This is a genomic window from Candidatus Mycobacterium methanotrophicum, assembly GCF_023515995.1.
GTDB classification, from domain to species: domain Bacteria; phylum Actinomycetota; class Actinomycetes; order Mycobacteriales; family Mycobacteriaceae; genus Mycobacterium; species Mycobacterium methanotrophicum.
In genome coordinates this window covers 3,913,407-3,933,124 of record NZ_CP097320.1, presented here as the reverse complement: position 1 = coordinate 3,933,124, position 19,718 = coordinate 3,913,407, and the positions used below count along the sequence as shown (strand labels likewise).

Here is a 19,718-nt window from a genome sequence, read left to right as displayed (position 1 = left end):
CGGCTGCATGGCAGCCGATTTGACCGCGACCACCTCATCCGCCTCGTCCCCGGGCGCCGATTACGCCGATACCGCGAGCGCGGCCTACCAGGCGGCGCTGCAGGTCATCGAGTCCGTCGAGCCGCGCATCGCCGCGGCGACACGCAAAGAGCTTGCCGACCAACGCGGTTCACTTAAGCTCATCGCCAGCGAGAACTACGCCTCACCCGCGGTGCTGCTCGCCATGGGCAGCTGGTTGTCCGACAAGTACGCCGAAGGCACCATCGGGCACCGTTTCTACGCCGGCTGCCAAAACGTCGACACCGTCGAGAGCGTGGCCGCCGAGCACGCCCGCGAATTGTTCGGCGCGCCATACGCCTACGTCCAACCACACTCGGGTATCGACGCCAACCTGGTCGCCTACTGGGCGATCCTGGCCACCCGGGTCGAGGCGCCCGGTTTGGCCGAGGCCGGCGCCAGGCACGTCAACGACCTCTCCGAGGCAGACTGGGAAACGCTGCGCAGCAAGCTCGGCAATCAGCGCTTGATGGGCATGTCGCTGAATGCCGGCGGCCACCTCACCCACGGTTTCCGGCCCAACATCTCCGGCAAGATGTTCCACCAGCGCAGCTACGGCACCGACCCGGAAACCGGACTGCTGGACTATGACGCCGTCGCCGCGGCGGTGCGCGAATTCAAGCCGCTCATTCTGGTCGCCGGCTACTCCGCCTACCCGCGGCGGATCAACTTCGCCAAGATGCGCGAGATCGCCGACCAAGTCGGCGCCACCCTGATGGTGGACATGGCGCACTTCGCGGGCCTGGTTGCCGGGAAGGTGTTCACCGGCGATCAGGACCCAGTGCCGCACGCCCACGTCACCACCACCACCACGCACAAGTCGCTGCGCGGGCCGCGCGGCGGGCTGATCCTGGCGCAGCCGGAGTACGCGGACGCTGTCGACAAGGGCTGCCCGATGGTGCTGGGCGGACCGTTGGCGCATGTCATGGCCGCCAAGGCGGTCGCGTTGGCGGAGGCCCGCCAGCGGTCGTTCCATGCCTACGCGCAGCGCGTTGCCGATAACGCCAAGGCGCTGGCCGAGGGTTTCCTGCGACGCGGCGCGCGGCTGGTCACCGGCGGCACAGACAATCACCTGGTGCTGCTGGACGTGACATCATTCGGGCTGACCGGCCGGCAGGCCGAATCGGCGCTGCTGGATTCCGGCGTCGTCACCAACCGCAACGCCATCCCCGCCGACCCCAACGGCGCCTGGTACACCAGCGGCATTCGGTTTGGCACCCCCGCGCTGACCACCCGCGGTTTCGACGCCGCCGACTTCGATCGGGTCGCCGAACTGGTGGTCGAGGCGCTGGCCAACACTCAACCCGCTGCGGGGCCACAGGGCCCCTCGAAGGCCAAATACGTGCTGGCTGACGGAACCGCCGAGCGGGTGCACGCCGCGGCCGCCGAGTTGCTCGCCGACAATCCGCTTTATCCGGGGCTGGCGCTTTAAAGCGTGTCAGACCGATTTTACGGAACCTGTATACGCGGGTTACGGTTACTTTCATGGCAATCAAACCCGTTGCTAACGCGCTGATGCTCGAACTCGAGCCGGTCGTCGGAGAAAACCTCAACCGCCACCTCGATACCGAAATGCTCTGGTTCGCGCACGACTTCGTGCCGTTCGACCAAGGCGAGAACTACGCGTTGCTCGGCGGGCGTGACTGGGATCCGTCGCAGGTGACGCTGCCCAAAGCGATCACTGACGCGTGCGAGATCCTGCTCGTCACCAAGGACAACCTGGCCGGTTATCACCGCGAGTTGGTCGAGCACTTCATCCTCGAGGAGAACTGGGGCCAGTGGATCGGCCGGTGGACCGCCGAAGAACACCTGCACGCCGTTGCGCTGCGCGAGTACTTCGCGGTGACCCGTGAGATCGATCCGGCCGCCAACGAGCAGGTCCGCTTCCAGCACGTATCGATGAAGGGTTATCGCGCCGACCAGTACTCTCAGGTGGAAACCCTGGTGGTCATGGCATTTTTCGAGCGCGCCCACGCCGTGTACTGCAACAACCTGGCGACCCGAATCGAAGAGCCGGTGCTGGCCGGGCTCATCGCCCACATCGCACGCGACGAAGAGCGGCACGAGGAGTTCTTCGCCAACCTCGTCGCGCACTGCCTCGGCTACACCCACGACGAGACGATCACGGCGATCGCCGCTCGCGTGGCTGAGGTCCAAGTCGTCGGCGCTGACATCGACGCCTACCAAGACAAGGTGCGAAACGTCGCCGACGCAGGCATTTTCGGCACGGATCAGCTGCGGCAGGTGATCTCCGACCGCATCACCGCGTGGGGGCTCGCCGACGAGCCCGCGCTGCGGCAGTTCGTCATCGGCTAGGACGCCGCTGAGCTTTCTCCGCGGCGCGCCTGCGCGGCATACTTGCGCAGACCGGAGTAGCGTCGCTTTCGATGGCTAGCGACATGCTCTGCTGTCCGGGCGGCGCCTCTCGTCTCGACTCCGACAGGATCGCCGGCCCCGGTCCTGCCACGCGGCCCCCGCCGAATCGTCCGTGCGGGCCGCACGGGCATCAGCCCGGTTATGACGCCCCGCGTGTACTGGTGGCGGTGGGGCCACCACCCGCATGCGGCAGCGAACCGGGCGATGAGCTCGAGGAGCGCTCGTGACTGATTCCCCGGCGGTTGCGCATGACACCAAACGTACGTACGTGCTCGACACCTCGGTGTTGTTGTCCGATCCATGGGCGTGTTCCCGGTTCGCCGAACACGAAGTGGTGGTTCCCCTGGTGGTGATCAGCGAGCTGGAAGCCAAACGGCATCACCACGAACTCGGCTGGTTCGCCCGTCAGGCGCTGCGGTTGTTCGACGACCTCCGGCTCGAGCACGGGCGGCTGGATCAGCCGATCCCTGTTGGGACAGAGGGTGGCACGCTGCACGTCGAACTCAACCACAGCGACCCGGACGTGCTGCCGGCCGGGTTCCGCACCGACACCAACGATTCGCGCATCCTGTGCTGTGCCGCCAACCTGGCCGCAGAGGGCAAGCGAGTAACGTTGGTGAGCAAAGACATTCCGCTGCGCGTCAAAGCCGGTGCGGTGGGTCTGCCCGCCGACGAATACCACGCCCAAGACGTCGTCACGTCCGGCTGGACCGGGATGACGGAGATGGAAGCCACCCCCGACGACATTGACGCGCTGTTCGCCGACGGCGAGGTCGATTTGGCGGCGGCCCGAGACGTGCCGTGCCACACCGGTATTCGCCTGCTGGCCGGCAGCTCCCATGCGCTCGGCCGGGTCAACGCCCACAAACGCGTCCAGCTGGTCCGCGGCGACCGCGAGGTGTTCGGACTGCGTGGTCGCTCCGCCGAGCAGCGGGTGGCTCTGGATCTGCTGCTCGACGAGTCGGTGGGCATCGTGTCGCTGGGCGGCAAGGCCGGTACCGGCAAATCGGCGCTGGCGCTGTGCGCCGGTCTGGAAGCCGTGCTGGAGCGACGCACTCAGCGCAAGGTGGTGGTCTTCCGCCCGCTCTACGCGGTCGGCGGTCAGGAGCTGGGGTATCTGCCCGGCAGCGAGAGCGACAAAATGGGTCCGTGGGCACAGGCGGTCTTCGACACCCTTGAAGGTCTGGCCAGCCCGGCGGTGCTCGAGGAGGTGCTCTCCCGCGGGATGCTCGAGGTGCTGCCGCTGACCCATATCCGTGGTCGCTCGCTGCACGACTCGTTCGTCATTGTCGATGAGGCGCAGTCGCTGGAACGCAACGTGCTGTTGACCGTGTTGTCCCGGCTGGGTACGGGGTCGCGGGTGGTGTTGACTCACGACGTCGCTCAGCGCGACAACCTTCGGGTGGGCCGCCACGACGGGGTTGCCGCCGTGGTCGAGAAGCTCAAGGGACACCCGCTTTTTGCGCACATCACGCTGCTGCGCAGTGAGCGGTCGCCGATCGCCGCGCTGGTCACCGAGATGCTTGAGGAAATTACTCGGGCCCCGCTGCCGTAATCGCGGCGACCTGCTGCGCCCGGCTTCGCCGAGCGTGCAATCACCGCAGGTAAACTTCCTCCCCGTGCCGAGACGACCAGACAACCTTGCGTGGCGGTACTGGCGCACGGTCGCCGGTGCGGCGGCAGCGGCCGTCGTCGTCACCACCGGTGCGTTGACCGGTCACATCAGGTTCGCGCACGCCAACGATGTCGTCGACTGTGCGCAAGTCAAATGCGTGGCGTTGACGTTCGACGACGGCCCCACCCCGTACACCGATCGGCTGCTGGATATCCTGACCGCCAACAACGCCCAGGCAACGTTCTTCGAGATCGGCAACAAGGTTGCTGCTAACCCGGCCGGCGCCAAACGTGTGGTGGACGCGGGCATGGAGATCGGCAACCACACCTGGGAACACCCCAACATGACGACGCTCCCGCCGTCCGATGTGCCCGATCAGTTGTCGAAGGCCAACGCTGCGATTGCCGCCGCCACCGGAGTGACGCCCAGGCTGTGGCGGCCGCCGGGCGGGCTGACCGACGCGGGAGTCGATGAGCAGGCCGCAAAGATCGGCCTGGCCGGAATCCTTTGGGACGTCATCCCTTACGACTGGATCAACGACTCGGACACCGCGGCCAGCAGATACCTGCTGATGACCCAGATCAAGCCCTCTTCGGTGGTGTTGCTGCACGACACCTACTCCAGCACCGTTGATCTGGTCTACCAGTTCATCCCAGTGCTGAAAGCCAACAACTATCACCTGGTGACGGTCAGCCAGCTACTCGGGCAACGAGCACCGGGCAGCGTGTACGGCAGCCGGGAGAATGGGCCGCCGGCCGATGATCTGCACGACATCCCGGTCGCGAAGATTCCATCGTTGCCCAACACGCCGTCGCCGAAGCCGATGCCGAATTTCCCGATCACCGATGTTGCCGGCCAGAACTCGGGCGGATCGAGCAACGGCAATTAGCCGCTTGGTTGGACGCTTGGCCGCCGACGGTCGGCCGGTCGTTCTGACATGATGGAACCAATGCCAATCCGGCGGAGCGAGCCGGCTAGCACCGGCATCAAGCGGCGCTGGTTGTCGTTGGCGGTCACGCTGGCAGTGACGTCATGTGCCTTCCTGTTCATCAATTGCGGTGTGTTCTTGATACCGGCGTTGCAAACCGACCGCCACACCTCGCTGACGGAGGCCGGTCTGTTGTCGGCGATGCCGAGCTTCGGCATGGTGCTGACACTGGTCGCCTGGGGTTACCTGGTGGACCGGATCGGCGAGCGGATGACGCTCACAGTGGGCTCGGCGTTGATCGCCGTGGCGGCATTTGCCGCGGCACCGCTGCACTCGCTGCCGGCGATCGGCGCACTGTTGTTCGTCGGCGGGATGGCGGCCGCCAGCGCCAACGTAGCCGGCGGCCGGCTGGTGTCTGGGTCGTTCCCGCCGCAGCAGCGTGGCCTGGCTATGGGAATTCGCCAGACCGCGCAACCGCTGGGCGTCGCCATCGGCGCCGTGGCGATGCCCGAGCTGACCGAGATCGAGAACGGCTTCTTTGCCGCGCTACTGTATCCGGCGATCGCGTGCGCGGTGGCGGCGCTGGTCAGCTGGATCTTCCTGGCCGACCCGCCGCGGCCGAAGCGAACAGTCGCCGTCGCCTGCTTCGTGGCGTTGCTGATCCTGGCGCTCAACGATCAGCTGGACTCGCCGCTCGCCGAGGCCGCCATGGTCGTCGCGGCGGTGGTCGCGGTGGGCTACAACGGGTTGGCGGCTACCGCGATTACCGAGTACGCCGGGCCGTTCTGGAGCGGACGCGCGCTGGGCGCCCAAAACACGGCCCAACGGCTGATGGCGGCCAATAGGGGTCGGCTTAGCAACGGAACAAAACTGGTTGTTTTGGTGATCTTCGTTTAGCAGCGGCTTACGAGTGGCCTTTGCGCCAGGGCGCTTCAGGGTCGGCGAGGGTGTCGAGCATCAGCTGGCACCAGGTGAGCGCCGCGTTGACCGCGAGGTGAGCGTGCCGGGTGCCAAGACCGACGCGCGCGGTTGCTGGACCGTGCCCGGTGCCCAGTCCGCGGTTGCGCAGCTCGGCGAGTCCGTTGGCGATGGTGGTCACCGCACCGAGGATGCGCCTGACGCCTTCGCCGCCATCTGGTCCGGACCCGGTGGAGGGGTCCAGCCCAAGCGAAAGCTGTGCTGCACGAGCCAGTTTGGGTAGGTCGGACTTGTCATCGAACGGCTGGCCGTGTTCGGTCAGGACGACCTTCGCGGTGCTTTCGATCAGTTCCTTGGCGCTGCCGACCGCGAGCGCGGGATCGTCGCTGATCGCGCGCCTGATGCGCTCGAAACCCTCGCGGATGGCCGATGGGTCCGAGAGCCTCGCAATGGATTCGATCGAAAGCTGCGGACCAACTGGCGTGATCTGGCCGGTCTGCTCATCGATCTGGTAGCCGTCGCGGCGTAGCGATTGGTGAAAGTGGCTCAGGGACTGCGGCTCCCAACCATTCAGCAACCGTTCAGCGACCCGGAGAAATCGGGCGACGTGTCGCGGGTCGGCCCAGTCGACCGCATCCAGATACGACTGCGTGGTCTGCCGGCGCACGCTGCTGTCTTCGTAGCGGCAGTCGGGATCGGGCGCGAAGCCCTCGTCCTGGAACGCGGTATTGATCGCGCCGACCGTGCTGTCGGTCATCAAGTCGCGGAAGACGCCGCGCGTCGTGCGCCCGACGAGATCGGTCATCGCGTTGCGCTCTGTGTCGGCGTCCCGGTCGTTCGCCCGCCTGCACGCGCGACGGCCCGGTAGATCGTTGAGCGGGTGACCGGGAACAGCTCCTCGAGCTCGCCGATGGTGTGCCCTCCGGCGCGGTAGAGCTCGACGAGGTGCGCCTCCTGCCGCGGACTGAGCTTGGGTTGCTTGCCCCGACGGGTCTCCGGTGGACGCTCGAGCGCCCAATCCCAACCTGACGCGCGATCGCAACGCTGACGCGGACGACTTTGACCGACAGGCACGCTGTGGGCGTACGGTGCTATTCGCGCCCGTGGGGAGCTTCGGTGATCCGGATATGAAGGGGGGCTCTCGGACGCCCACGATGCACCGCTCAGCAGCAGGTCGATCCGCTGGCAAAGTCGGTGGGGTTCGTGCTCGCGGAGCCTCATCGCGCCCACACGTTGACGCCGCAACACAAAGTCAGTCATCTCGCCAACCCCCTGCCGGCGCGCAACGTGGCAAACCTCCACGGTCGCTGTCGGCCAGCGCCATGGATGGAGACCTATTGCCCCTGACGTCAGAGACTTGGGTCGTCATTACCCCCAGGGGGTATGCGCGCGGGAGATCGAATGCTAACACGCCGGTACGCGGGCCGACAGAGATCGATAGTGACGCACTCGACTAGGTTTCCCCTGAATTCGTCGAGGCTCCATTTAAGCCGCGTCCGGCTACATGGCAGCGATTCTTTCGTACTCGTCGGGAGCAAGCAACGCCGCCGAGCTGGGCCACCGTCTGACGCTGTAGAAGTCCTGGCACCAGGGGAATCCTCGCCGATCACGGCATGGTGTGATGATTACCCTGGGGTAGGCGCGGCTGCACTCCAGGTCCCGAACAATTCGGCGGCGTTGACATGACCAATTTCGCCGCTGCTGGACATTCGATCCGCTGGGTCTGCGACCCAATTTCGCAGACGTAGTACGCATTCGAATTGTCAGGGTCTGCCACGTACTGGACCCCCACGGTGTCGCCGCAGGTGATGTTATTGCCTGGGGGGATACGCGGCGGCTGCGTATGCGCCACGGGCGCACCCACCATGGTCACCCACCCGACGCCGGCAACGGCGGCCCCAATAACGGCCACCTGGTTAATCTTGGTGAACATGACGACTCCTAAAAATTTGGTATTACTTACATTCCGTGTCAGCGCGGTGTCTGAATAAGGGCCTTTCGGCCCGACGTAATCGCCGAACGTCACCTGTGACTCACCGAAATCGAATGTTCTGCCCATCGCCGACTTGAGGGGCGCACCACTAACGGTCGAGCAGGCCGGATCTGGTGGGTCACCCAGGGCTGTCAGTGGGCCCGACCGCCTCGGACTTAAACTCAGGGGTGAACTTCCGCCGTGTCGAACCCATTACAGTTTTCTCCTTGCAGACAATCATTCCACTTCGATGACTGTCTACGGAAGCGGTCGTCCTCCAGTCGAATTCCCATCCGACCGGAACATGTCAAGGCCGGTGAGACAGTTTCTTACGCGGATTTGATGAGTGCTTCGGGGGTTGGCTGGTTGATCCAGGCGATGGTGGGCAGTTTCGGCGGGGTGGGCCGGCGATGCCGGAACCTGGCGGGGTTGGCGGCATAAGCCGCGTCGAGTGTGGCGGCGCGTTGGGCCTGTACCTGGGTTGCGGTGCCGTAGTGCACCGAGGCCGCGGTGTGTAGCGCGACGCCGCTGTGACGATGTTCATGGTTGTAGTAATCGAAGAATGCGCTGCAGAAGGCGCGGGCGTCTTCGATCGAGCCGAACCGGCCCGGGAACGCCGGGCAGTACTTGAGGGTCTTGAAATTGGCCTCCGAGTAGGGGTTGTCGTTGGACACGTGCGGGCGGCTGTGGCTGCGGTCCACACCCAGGTCGATCAGCAGTTGGGCGACCGGCTTGGAGGTCATCGAGGTGCCGCGATCAGCATGTAGAGCCAGTTGACCGGGTTCGATGCCGTGGTGGGCCAAGGTGTCGTCGATGAACTGCTTGGCCAGCTCGCCTGTCTCGCTGGCAGCGAGGGTCCAACCGACGACGTAGCGCGAGAAGATGTCGATGATCACATACAGCTGATAGAAGATACCACGTTGTGGCCCTTGCAGTTTCGTTATATCCCACGACCAAACCTGGTTCGGCGCGGTGGCGATCAACTCGGGTTTCTTGCGCGCCGGGTGGGTGCGCTGACGGCGCCGCTCCCGGTTCTCCCCAGCAATGGCCAAAAGCCGGTACATGGTGCGAATCGAGCACAAGTAGATGCCGTCGTCGAGCAGGCGCGCCCACACCTGCGCCGGCGCCAGGTCGCAGTACTCGGCCGATCGCAGCACCGTCAGGATCTGCTGGCGTTCGGCCTCGGTGAGCTTGTTCGGCGGCTCGGGCCGCCTCCGCGGCGCCGGCCGCGGTGCTGGGTTGCGGCGCCGATAGAGCGTGGCCCGTGATGCACCCAGCAATTCACACGCCCGCTTGGTGGACGTCGCCGACTCCAGGGCGGGCAGGTGCTCGCCGATCACGGCTTCGACTTCGGCTCGAAATCCGCGCTCTCGCAGAGCATCTCCAAGAGCGCGTGTGCTTTTCCCGTGATCTCCAGGGCTAGCTTGGTCCGGTCCAGCTCGGCCTGCAATTGCTTGGTGCGCCGCCGCAGCTTGTCCAGCTCCACCTGCTCAGCGGTGCGTTTCGACTTGCCCTTGGGCGTCAGCCCGGCACGGGCACCGGCATCACGGGCCTTGCGCCATTCGGCGATGTGCGAGCTGTACAGGCCTTCGCGGCGCAGCAACGCACCACGCTCGCACGAGCCGGCCGGCAGGGCGTCGTACTCGTCGAGGATGCGGGCCTTGTACTCGGCGGTGAACGTGCGTCGCCGAGCCCGAGCACCCGGATCCGGCGTGCTGTCCACTTGGTCAGTATCGGCGCACCCCTGCAGGGATGCGATCGTCATAGTCACGGAGAATGGTGATCCTGTCTCGCCCTGTAGCGATGATCGGCTACTGCTGCTGTCTCACCTAACCCTGTCACACAGGGGACTTCAACGCACTGACTATCGACGGTAACGGCGCCGACGTCATCACGGTAATGAAGGCACCATGCCGCGGGCGTTCGTTATCGGCCCGGACGGGTGGCGACCGTCGACACCGATTACTTCACCAGCATCGAACTCACCGGCACCTGCGGAATGGCGTCCAACTACCTTGCGACCCCTCCGGGGTTGACGGTTGCCGTCACGCCATCCGTCACCTCGACGATTTACCGCCCAGGGGCGGGCATGGGCATGCTTGGCATGGGGGACATGCTCGGCATCGATGGCATTGGCGACATGGACGGCATGTTTTTCATGTCGTCCATCATTTTTTTCATGTCCGCTTTCATGGACTCGCAACAGCTTTGCATGTCGCTATTCTTCACGGGACCGCCCCAGCTCGGCTGCGCGATGAGGAGATAGAGGCCAGCGACGACAATAAAGGTGCCCGTTGCGATGCCGGTGATGGCGAGGGCCGGGTAGAGCCAGCGAGTCCAAGTCGAGGTGGTGCTGGCCGGACTGGTGGGGCTGGTATCTGTCATTGATTCCTACCTTTCGGGATCGAAAGACCCACATAGTCACTCATAGTCACTTGTGCCGTATCGGGCTGTCATCCGTAGTGCCGACCGCGGCGTGGCGTCGCGCCGATGGCGCGTATCAACGCGCAACGCGCGATAGAGAACGCACAATGGGATGGTTGGCGATCCGCCATCTTCGCAACGCTGTCGATGGCGTTGTTGACCCCTTCCGTTGACCCGTTGTTACTCCGTGCAGGTACCTTACCCCGCTAGGGTATAAATACCTAGAGCCTGAGGATGCAGGATGGCGGATCGCCATCCGACAGCAAATGTGACGACCCATCGCTCCCTACGGGGCACACTCCCAAAACCTCCGCGAAGCTCTTGAAGCTCTGGTCTTCTCGGCCGGTCGTGGCCCATGGTTTCAAACTCAGCGACAGCCAAGCCTATGCACCAGACCGTTCAAAGCGTACTGTACCCCCTAGGGTATGATGTGGTCTACACAACGCTCGATGGGTCGCCATAGCAACCGAACGAAACTGATTGTTTTCGAAGGCCCGCAAGGGGATCCCCTTACGGGCGGCGCGGCGGAGCCCTTGCCGCGCTCAAGTGACTGGGGCTAGCGTCCTTGCGATGATGGCCCGAACCCGGACCGGTCGGAGGCCAGATGCCGGTCCGCTACCTGTCTGATCCCGAGCTCGCCCGACTGAGCAGCTGGCCGGACGAGATCGCCGACGAGGACGCGGTCACCTACTTCACGCTCTCCGCCGACGATCTAGCGTGGCTGGCGGGCTTCAACCGCCAGCACAACCGCCTCGGCGTTGCCGTCCAACTATCGACGCTGCCGTGGCTGGGTTGGATCCCCGACGACCTGGCCGCTTGCCCGCCCACCGCACTCGATCGGCTCGCGCAGGCCACGTCGGCGCGGCTGCCCAGGGTGCAGTTGCCGGCGTTGCTGATCGAGGTCGACCAGATGACCAGGTTTAGCGAGGAGTTCACCCACGCCGGCGGCGCACAACCCCGCAACCCGGACCTCACCCGCAACGTGTACGCGTCGCTCATCGCGTACGCATGCAACCTCGGCTATGCCGGGATGGCCGACGCCTCCGGCATCTCCGAAGACGCCCTGGCCTGGACCTCGCAGTGGTACCTGCGCCAAGAGACGCTGCGGGCGGCGAACACGCGTCTGGTAAACGCACACCACGCGCACCCGCTCGCGGCACTGTGGGGCGGCGGGACGCTGTCGTCGTCGGACGGGCAGCGGTTCCCGCAGCGCGGCCATAGTCTGACCGCCCGGGCGATGTCCCGCTACTTCCTCGACGAGGGCACCACCACCTACACCCATGTCTCCGATCAACACTCCACCTACGGCACCAAGGTCATCCCGACCACGTGGCGCGAGGCCGTCGCAGTGCTCGATGAGATCTTTGGCAACCCAACGGATTTACCGCTCGGTGAGCACACCGTCGACACCGCCGGACAGACCCTTGCGACGTTCGCGATCTTCCACCTGGCCGGGTTGCAGTTCTCCCCGCGCATCCGCGACATCGGCCGCCTACAGCTCTACCGCCTCGGAACGCCCTCCGAATGGCGCGCTCGATACGCGCACGCCGGGCGGCTGCTCGGCCAGCCAATCCAGACGCAGCTGATCGCCGACCACTGGGATGATCTGCTGCGCCTGGTTGCCTCGATGAAGTTCGGGCACACCACCGCGAGTCTGCTCATCGCCAAGCTGCACGCCAGCAGCCGGCAGAGCACGCTCGCGAAGGCGCTTCACGAGTACGGGCGCCTGATCCGCACCCTCTACATATGCCGTTACGTCGCAGACGAAGAACTACGTCGCCGGGTACGCCGTCAGCTCAACAAGGGCGAAAGTCTGCATGCGCTGCGCCGCGACCTCTTCTTCGCCCACCAAGGCCACGTCCGACGACGCCATCTCGATGACCAAATCGATCAAGCACTCTGCCTCACCTTGGTCACCAACGCCTGCGTGTTGTGGACCACCACCTATCTCGCCGACACGATCGACGCACAACGGGCAGACCGCGTCGACGTCAGCGACGAGATCACGGCACACCTGACCCCGGCGCAACATGACCACATCAACTTTTACGGCACCTACTCTTTCAACATCGACGCCGAGCTTCGCCGCCAAGGCCACCGCCCGTTACGCATCCCCGCATAGCCCAAGAAGATCACGAAACAACCAGATTCGTTCCGTTACTACGGCGACCCCGGCTACACCGCCGGTGTTCGGGGCGTTGATCACCGCGGTCGGTTATCCGCCGGCGTTCGCGATATGTGCCCTGTTTCCGCTGTTGGCCATACCGGTGGTGCCGGTCAACTACGAAGGGCCTGACTGATTCGGAAGCTCACCTGCGTCGGCAAGGGACAGCAGCTCGCTGCGGCCGATCTGGCTGACCAGGCTGGCCGAGTCAAAGTAGATGCGCTCATTGGTGATTCGATCGGCTCCTGCCTACTGCTCGAGATCGACGCTGGTGCAGAATTTTCATAAAATTTTGGCCCTGCCGTCGATCTCGGTGAATCGAGGTGCCACTAGTCCTCTTTTAATCGTCATGGACCTTGGCCATCGCGAGCACGTCGAGGCGACTATCGAGTTCGGACTCGGACAGCTTGTCGCCGATCAGCCCGCGGTCGATCACCGTCTGGCGAATCGTCTTGCGCTCCTTGACGGCTTGCTTGACCACCGCGGCGGCCTCCTCGTAGCCGATCACCGAATTCAGCGGGGTCACGATCGACGGCGAGGACTCGGCCAGCTCGCGCAAGTGCTCGACGTGCGCGCTCAGCCCGACGATGCAGCGTTCCGCAAACGGCGTGGATACGTTGGCCAGCAGCTTGAACGACTCCAGCAGATTGCGCGCCATCATCGGGATGTAGACGTTGAGCTCGAAGGCTCCACTCGCGCCGCCCCACGCGATCGCCGCGTCATTGCCCACCACTTGCGCGGCGACCTGGGTAACCGCCTCGCACAGAACAGGATTGACCTTGCCCGGCATGATCGAGCTGCCCGGCTGCAGATCCGGCAGCTGGATCTCGGCCAACCCGGTCAGCGGACCCGATCCCATCCAGCGGACATCGTTGGCGATCTTGGTCAGCGATACCGCGATGGTGCGCAGCGCGCCGGACGCCTCCACCAGCCCATCGCGAGCGGCCTGGGCTTCGAAAGCATTGACCGCCGTGCGTAATTCGGTCAACCCGGTATCTTTCACCAGCACCTCGACCACCTTGGCGCCGAAGCCGTCGGGAGCGTTGAGGCCGGTGCCGACCGCGGTGCCACCGATCGCCAGCTCGCCCAGCCGGGGCAGCGTGGCGCGCACCCTTTCGATGCCGGCCTCGATTTGGCGGGCGTATCCGGAAAACTCCTGACCGAGTGTGACCGGGACGGCATCCATCAGATGGGTGCGGCCCGATTTCACCACCGTGCGCCACTCGCGAGCCTTGCCCGCCAGCGCGTCGTGCAGCACCTCCAGGGCCGGGATCAGGTGGCGCACCGCGGCTTCGGTGGCCGCGATGTGGGTGGCGGTCGGGAAGGTGTCGTTGGACGACTGCGACATGTTGACATCGTCGTTGGGGTGCACGGTCACCCCGCCCTTGGCCGCGATCGACGCGATCACCTCGTTGGCGTTCATGTTCGAACTGGTGCCCGACCCGGTCTGGAACACGTCGATGGGGAACTGGTCGTCGTGGCGTCCGTCGGCGATCTGGGCAGCGGCCGCGATGATCGCGTCGGCCTTCTCCTTGGACAGCAGCCCGAGATCTTTATTCACTTGTGCGCAAGCGCCTTTCAGCAGACCCAAGGCGCGGATCTGAGTGCGCTCGAGCCCTCGTCCGGAGATGGGGAAGTTCTGCACGGCGCGCTGAGTCTGCGCACGCCACAATGCGTTTGCCGGGACCTGGACTTCGCCCATGGTGTCGTGTTCGATGCGGTATTCGGTGTCGTTCGCGGCGGTGTGAGCGCCCATGGACGGTCCTTGTCTGGGTGGTTACGGCAGGGGATATTGCGCGGTGGAATCGCCGGCGAAGTCGATCGCAGAGTATTCGTTGAGTTTGGACAGCCGGTGGTAGGCCTCGATCGTCCGCACCGTGCCGGACTTTGAGCGCATCACGATCGACTGGGTGGTGCAGCCGCCGGGTTGATAGCGGACGCCCTTGAGCAGGTCCCCGTCGGTGACGCCGGTCGCGCAGAAGAAGACGTTCTCCCCGGACACCAGGTCCTCGGTGGTCAGCACCTTGTCGAGGTCGTAGCCGGCGTCGAGCGCCTTGCGCCGTTCGGCGTCGTCTATGGGCGCCAGCTGCGCCTGGATCTCCCCGCCCATGCAGCGGATCGCCGCCGCGGCGATGATGCCCTCCGGGGTGCCGCCGATACCGGCCAGCATGTCGGTGCCGGAATGGGGCCGGCACGCAGAAATCGCGCCCGCCACGTCGCCGTCGGTGATCAGTCGGATTCGTGCGCCGGTGGCGCGGACGTCGTGGATCAGCCGGGCGTGCCGCGGCCGGTCCAGGATGCACACCGTCATGTCGGCCACCGACAAGCCCTTGACCTTTGCGACCGCGCGGATGTTGTCGGCGATCGGCGCGGTGATGTCCAGCATGTGGGCGGCGTCCGGCCCGACGGCGATCTTGTTCATGTAAAACACTGCCGACGGATCGAACATCGAACCCCGGTCGGCCACCGCCAGCACCGAGATGGCGTTGGGCATGCCCTGGCTCATCAGCGTGGTGCCGTCGATGGGGTCGACGGCGAAGTCGCAGTCCGGACCGTCGCCGTTGCCGACCTCCTCGCCGTTGTAGAGCATCGGCGCGTGGTCTTTCTCGCCCTCGCCGATCACCACCACGCCGCGCATCGGCACCGAGTTCACCAGTTGGCGGATCGCGTCGACGGCCGCTCCGTCGCCGCCTTCTTTGTCTCCTCGACCCACCCAACGCCCGGCGGCCATCGCACCGGCTTCGGTGGCCCGCACCAGCTCCAGAGCAAGGTTGCGGTCCGGGGGTTCACGTCGACTCTCGCTCATGGCTGTTGATTGTCCCAGAGGGGTGTTCGGGCTCGGGAGCTGGGATACTCGTGATGTGACGACGCAGCCGCAGCCGCAACCGACGGCCAGGCCGGCTAAGCCACGGCTGCTGCAGGACGGCCGGGATATGTTCTGGTCGGTCGCGCCGCTGGTGGCGGCCTGCATCATCCTGGCCGGCATGGTCGGGATGTGCACGTTTGCCCCTGGTGGCACCAACCGCGGACCGGTGCCGTCGTACGACGCGGCCCGCGCCCTGCGGGCCGACGCGCAGACTTTTGCGTTTCCGGTCCGGTTGCCGCGACTGCCCGACGGCTGGCAGGCCAACTCCGGCGGCCGCGGCGGCATCGGCGACGGACGCGCCGACCCGTCGACCGGTCAGCGGGTGCGGGCGGTCACCTCCACCGTCGGCTACCTCAGCCCCACCGGCATGTATCTGAGCCTGACCCAGAGCAACGCCGACGAGGCCAAGCTGGTCGGCTCGATCCATCCGGCCATGTACCCCGCCGGGACCGTCGACGTCGACAGCACCCAGTGGATCGTCTACCAGGGCGACGACGGGGTTGAGCCGGTGTGGACAACCCGGCTGAACAGTCCGGCCGGTCCTGCCCAGGTCGCGATCACGGGCGCCGGAAGCGTCGACCAGTTTCGTACGCTGGCGGCTGCCACCCAATCGCAGCCGCCGCTACCGGCGCACCGGTAGAAGGGACATCGATGACCGCACCTGAAGCAGGTCTGACCGGCTGGTCTCCGGCGCCGTTTACCGGTGGTGGCTACGCGTCGTGAACACTCTCACCCATCCGGAGCAGGAATCGCAGCAGCGCACCCTGCACGATGGGGCAAATCGCGAAGTACTCGATGCCGGCGGCCCACCGCGTCGCCCGTTCGTGGTGCTCATGTTCGGCCACCGTGAGAGCGATTAGCACGCTGGCGTCGAGCAGGTATGTCGTCATTCGTCGCCAAGTGCTGCGGAAACCTCATCGGTGGTGATCCGACGACCCACACTGACCACCGGAAATCCGGAGCGTTCATCTACGACGATGCTGAGCGGCTGGTCGAGTCGACTGAGTCCCCGTGCGGTCAGTTCGGCAACTGTCGACGACAACGACTGTCCGCGAGCCCTCGCGAGTTCCGCGACGCGGCGATGCACTGCCGGGGGAGATCAACCGTTGTCCGCACTAGTGCATCATATCTGCATCATGCATGATGCAGATGGCGTCCGAGCCGCTTGTCTCTTAGCTGCGGCCGACGAAGCCACCGATGGCGCCTTTGTCCAGGATCGGCGTCTCGACGGCGGCCGGACATACGGCCAGCACGCCCACCCCGCGGGAGACGGCCTCCGAGCGCAGCGCCAACGACAGCCCCACCACCGCACGCTTGGTCATCACGTAACTGGTGATCTGCCCGGCCGCGGTCAGCCCGGCCATCGAAGCGGTGTTGACGATATGACCGTGCCCCTGCCGCGGCATCGCCGGGTAGGCGGCCGCCACCCCGTGCACCACGCCGCGGATGTTGACGTCGACGATCGCATTCCACTGGTCGAGCGTGAGCAGTTCGGTGTCGCCGCCCCAAGCGATTCCGGCGTTGTTGAACATCAGGTCGAGCCGGCCGGCGCGGGAGACGGTGGCGTCGACGGCGGCCGCGTCGGTGACGTCGAGGGTGGCCGAGGTCGCGCTGCCGGGACCGGTCAGGCCTTCGGCGGTGCGGGCTGCCGCGGCGCCCTCGACATCGGTGCACACCACGTCGGCGCCGGCGACGACCATGCGGCAGCCGTCCGCGGCCAGTGCACGGGCCACCGCTCGGCCGATGCCCGACGGCCCGCCCCCGACGACCGCGGTGCGATCAGTCATGCCGGCTCCCGTTCGGGTCGCGGATCATTCCACTTGGCTTCGATCACCCGCCACGGGTCGGCGTAGCGGCCCGGGTAGCGATAGTACGGCGAACGCCGTTTGAGCAGCTCATGGGCCAGCGGCGCCGCCAACCGTGCCGGATAGCGTCGCCAGCTCATCCGGTCGGACGTCTCGGCAAGCAGTTGCGGCCACGAAATACGTTGGAATTTCAGGGCTTCCACCGCCCGGGCGGTGTCCATCCAGTCGGTGGCGAACCAGTCGGTGTCGCTGTCTGGGTTGCCCTTGCCTCCGGCAGGTATCCCGCCGGCCAAGCCCATCGCCGCCGCGATGGGGTGTCCAGGTCGACGTCGAACCGCGGCTCTGCGGTGAGCACGCCGCCCAGCCGCAGCATCACCCAGTCCAGCTCGGAGCCGCGCACCAGCTGCTCGGCTTGCGCCTTGTGGGCACCGTAGATGTCGGGTGGCCAGGGGTAACTGAAACGTGTCCTAGTTTCGAATACGAATTGTCAAACTGGTTTCAGTCGCAAGAATCTTGCTGGTCGCTGACGGCCAGCGCATCGGCGATCCGCTTACGTGCGCCAGCTAAGTGCTCCTCGCATCGTTTTGCCAGCTGTTCGCCTCTTTCCCATAAGGTTAGCGATGCATCGAGGTCCAGCCCGCCCTGCTCGAGCAGGCGCACAACCTCGATCAGCTCGTCTCGGCATTCTTCGTATCCGAGATGACTAATAGGTGTAGCCTCTTCGGGTTTGTCAGATGCCATTGGTTCGTCCTTCGCTGATCGCTGCCACGGCGCCGTCGGCGACCCGCACCCGCAGCTTGGTGCCGGCCGGGGCGTCGTCGGCACAACGGAGCACCGCCGAAGGCCCCGCAGCGGGGACCGTCTGCACCACGGCGTAGCCGCGCGCCAGGGTGGCCGCCGGTCCCAACGTAGCCAGCCGGGCGGACAAGTGAGCGACGCGTTCGGCCTGCACGTCGATCAGTCGGCCGATGTCGCGGCGAACTGCCGAGCGGGCGCGGTGAATCTCCTCGGCGCGCACCCTAAGCGCGGCCAGCGGTTCGGCCAGCACCGGGCGGCTGCGCAACTGCGCGAGCGCGCGCTGTTCGCGAGCAACCCAGTTGCGCAGCGACTGGGCGCTGCGCCGGCGCAGGTCGTCAAGCAGGTGTTGTTCAGCAGCGGTGTCCGGGACGATCTTTTTGGCGGCATCGGTGGGAGTGGCGGCGCGCACGTCGGCGACCAGATCGCACAGCGGATTGTCCGGCTCATGACCGACCGCGCTGACCACCGGGGTGCGGCAGGCGGCGATCGCGCGGCACAGCGTCTCGTCGGAGAACGGCAGCAGATCCTCGACGCTGCCGCCGCCGCGGGCCACCACGATCACGTCGACGTCCGGGTCGGCGTCCAATTCGCGCAGCGCTTCGACGATTTGGGCGACGGCGCCCGGGCCTTGCACGGCAGTGTTGCGGACCGCGAACCGCACCGCGGGCCAGCGCGCGGCGGCCACCGTGGTGACGTCGCGCTCGGCGGCGCTGGCCCGCCCGGTGATCAGTCCGACCGTCGCGGGCAGGAACGGGATCGGCCGCTTGAGCCGCGGGTCGAACAGCCCCTCGGCGTCCAGCAGCCGTCGCAACCGCTCGATGCGGGCCAGCAGTTCGCCGATTCCCACCGGGCGGATTTCGGACAGCCGCAACGTCAGGGTGCCGCGTCCGGTGAAGAAGGTCGGCTTGCCGCAGACCACCACCTGCACACCCTCGACGAGCTTGACCGGCGCACAGTCCACCAAATCGCGCGGGGCGGTGACGGTCAGCGACATGTCGGCCGCAGGGTCGCGCAGCACCATGAACACCGTTTTGACGCCCGGCCGGATGTTGATTTGGGTCAGCTGGCCCTCGACCCACACCGCGCCCAGCCTGTCGATCCAGCCCGCGATGCGGATGGCTACGGCACGAACTGGGTAGGGATTCTCGGCCGAATTCGTCGGCCGAGCCGGCACCGCTTCGGTCACCTCGCCGTCGCGTGAGTGATCCTGTTGGCGAGCAGCGTCTGGAACGGTGCGCGCGCCTTGGTGGCCTCTTCGTAGGCCAACAGGGCCTCGAGTTCGTCCACCTCGAGCGATTGCAGCCTGGCCCGCAGCTGAGCCAGCGTCAGCGTCTCGTAGTCGAGCTCGTCGGCGACGGCCGGCGCAGCCACTGACAGGGTGGCCGGCCTTTTCGCGCGGGCGACGGGCTGAGTCGGAGGGTCGGTGGCGGTGTAGAGCGCGAACCGTCCTTCGGCGCGGCGCTCGGGGTCGGTCGCGTCGACGCCGGAGCCCAGCGCGTCGGCATCGTCCTCGGAGTCGCCCAGGTCCTCGTCGAAGGTCGCCCACTGCGGCTGCTCCTCCTTGGGCGGGAAAATGCTTTCCAGCGTCGAGTCGCCCTTGATCACCAGCTCGGCCAGGTTCTGCTGGAAGCGCATGACGAGGTGCGCCGCCTGACTGGCCAGCGTCATCGGATACATCAGAATGGTTTTCGGCAGCTTGATCGTCTCCTCGACGGCGAATGTCGCCGCGCCGACCAGCAGCCGGACCCCATACGGTGCAGTAGCCATGCGCCCCAGCCTGCCTTAACCGGCGGTC

17 protein-coding genes and 2 pseudogenes are annotated in these 19,718 nt (G+C 65.9%); 8 read left to right on the top strand and 11 right to left on the bottom strand.

All coding sequences use genetic code 11. From position 1 onward, the window contains the following. Positions 1-7 precede the first annotated feature (7 nt). From M5I08_RS20595 to M5I08_RS20575, 5 genes and pseudogenes are all read left to right on the top strand, one after another. Complete coding sequence (locus M5I08_RS20595; RefSeq protein WP_219068583.1) at positions 8-1,489, top strand: glycine hydroxymethyltransferase; 1,482 nt, start codon at positions 8-10, stop codon at positions 1,487-1,489. Between the two features lie 53 nt (positions 1,490-1,542). Next, entirely contained in the window at positions 1,543-2,373 is an 831-nt protein-coding gene (locus tag M5I08_RS20590) for an acyl-ACP desaturase (protein WP_219068581.1), read from the top strand. Positions 2,374-2,656: 283 nt separating this feature from the next. Then, positions 2,657-3,988 (top strand): RNA 5'-3' helicase PhoH2, encoded by a 1,332-nt coding sequence (gene phoH2, locus M5I08_RS20585; RefSeq protein ID WP_219068579.1) that lies wholly within the window; start codon positions 2,657-2,659, stop codon positions 3,986-3,988. 154 nt (positions 3,989-4,142) lie between these two features. Beyond that, positions 4,143-4,937, top strand: a complete 795-nt coding sequence (locus M5I08_RS20580) for a polysaccharide deacetylase family protein (RefSeq protein ID WP_370328663.1) — start codon at positions 4,143-4,145, stop codon at positions 4,935-4,937. 60 nt (positions 4,938-4,997) lie between these two features. Next, positions 4,998-5,612, top strand: a pseudogene (locus tag M5I08_RS20575) (MFS transporter); the annotation flags it as partial. 268 nt (positions 5,613-5,880) lie between these two features. Here the strand turns inward: M5I08_RS20575 and M5I08_RS20570 are convergent. The 3 genes from M5I08_RS20570 to M5I08_RS20555 form a co-directional block, all read right to left on the bottom strand. Beyond that, a complete protein-coding gene (locus M5I08_RS20570) occupies positions 5,881-6,699 on the bottom strand; it encodes an abortive infection family protein (RefSeq protein ID WP_219068573.1) in 819 nt (272 codons plus the stop codon). Positions 6,700-7,500: 801 nt separating this feature from the next. Then, positions 7,501-7,827, bottom strand: coding sequence for a hypothetical protein (locus tag M5I08_RS20560; RefSeq protein WP_249762935.1), 327 nt, complete (start codon positions 7,825-7,827; stop codon positions 7,501-7,503). A gap of 368 nt (positions 7,828-8,195) precedes the next feature. After that, positions 8,196-9,631 (bottom strand): IS3 family transposase gene (locus M5I08_RS20555; protein WP_370328484.1). Its coding sequence is split into 2 segments (ribosomal slippage): positions 8,196-9,271 and positions 9,271-9,631, totalling 1,437 coding nucleotides; the frame shifts between segments, so codons are not numbered across the junction. Between the two features lie 177 nt (positions 9,632-9,808). Between M5I08_RS20555 and M5I08_RS20545 the strand changes: the two genes are divergently transcribed. Together M5I08_RS20545 and M5I08_RS20540 are read left to right on the top strand one after the other, a co-directional pair. Further along, positions 9,809-10,132 (top strand): hypothetical protein, encoded by a 324-nt coding sequence (locus M5I08_RS20545; protein WP_219069970.1) that lies wholly within the window; start codon positions 9,809-9,811, stop codon positions 10,130-10,132. A gap of 762 nt (positions 10,133-10,894) precedes the next feature. After that, positions 10,895-12,412: a Tn3 family transposase gene (locus M5I08_RS20540; RefSeq protein WP_219069968.1), complete on the top strand. Its 1,518-nt coding sequence runs from the start codon at positions 10,895-10,897 to the stop codon at positions 12,410-12,412. A gap of 382 nt (positions 12,413-12,794) precedes the next feature. Here the strand turns inward: M5I08_RS20540 and M5I08_RS20530 are convergent, their stop codons facing one another. Beyond that, positions 12,795-14,210 carry a class II fumarate hydratase gene (locus tag M5I08_RS20530; RefSeq protein WP_219069967.1) on the bottom strand — a complete coding sequence of 472 codons (1,416 nt, stop codon included), beginning with the start codon at positions 14,208-14,210 and terminating at the stop codon, positions 12,795-12,797. A 21-nt stretch (positions 14,211-14,231) separates the two neighbouring features. Continuing rightward, a complete protein-coding gene (glpX, locus tag M5I08_RS20525) occupies positions 14,232-15,260 on the bottom strand; it encodes a class II fructose-bisphosphatase (RefSeq protein WP_219069965.1) in 1,029 nt (342 codons plus the stop codon). A gap of 55 nt (positions 15,261-15,315) precedes the next feature. On the opposite strand from glpX, the gene M5I08_RS20520 reads away from it, so the two are divergent. Continuing rightward, positions 15,316-15,960, top strand: coding sequence for a DUF4245 domain-containing protein (locus M5I08_RS20520; protein ID WP_249762934.1), 645 nt, complete (start codon positions 15,316-15,318; stop codon positions 15,958-15,960). 70 nt (positions 15,961-16,030) lie between these two features. Here the strand turns inward: M5I08_RS20520 and M5I08_RS20515 are convergent, their stop codons facing one another. The 6 genes and pseudogenes from M5I08_RS20515 to M5I08_RS20490 form a co-directional block, all read right to left on the bottom strand. Beyond that, positions 16,031-16,210 carry a PIN domain-containing protein gene (locus tag M5I08_RS20515; protein WP_219069961.1) on the bottom strand — a complete coding sequence of 60 codons (180 nt, stop codon included), beginning with the start codon at positions 16,208-16,210 and terminating at the stop codon, positions 16,031-16,033. Positions 16,211-16,498: 288 nt separating this feature from the next. Then, positions 16,499-17,107: pseudogene (locus M5I08_RS20510) on the bottom strand (SDR family oxidoreductase); the annotation flags it as partial. Next, complete coding sequence (locus M5I08_RS20505; RefSeq protein WP_219069959.1) at positions 17,104-17,424, bottom strand: hypothetical protein; 321 nt, start codon at positions 17,422-17,424, stop codon at positions 17,104-17,106. The gene M5I08_RS20505 and the pseudogene M5I08_RS20510, both read right to left, overlap by 4 nt. Before the next feature lie 199 nt (positions 17,425-17,623). Then, positions 17,624-17,866, bottom strand: coding sequence for an exodeoxyribonuclease VII small subunit (locus M5I08_RS20500; RefSeq protein WP_219069957.1), 243 nt, complete (start codon positions 17,864-17,866; stop codon positions 17,624-17,626). Next, positions 17,856-19,097, bottom strand: a complete 1,242-nt coding sequence (gene xseA, locus M5I08_RS20495; RefSeq protein ID WP_370328662.1) for an exodeoxyribonuclease VII large subunit — start codon at positions 19,095-19,097, stop codon at positions 17,856-17,858. The genes M5I08_RS20500 and xseA overlap by 11 nt, the downstream gene beginning before the upstream one ends. 8 nt (positions 19,098-19,105) lie before the next feature. Further along, on the bottom strand, positions 19,106-19,690 hold the full coding sequence (locus M5I08_RS20490) for a lipid droplet-associated protein (protein ID WP_219069953.1): 585 nt from the start codon (positions 19,688-19,690) through the stop codon (positions 19,106-19,108). Positions 19,691-19,718: the final 28 nt, after the last annotated feature.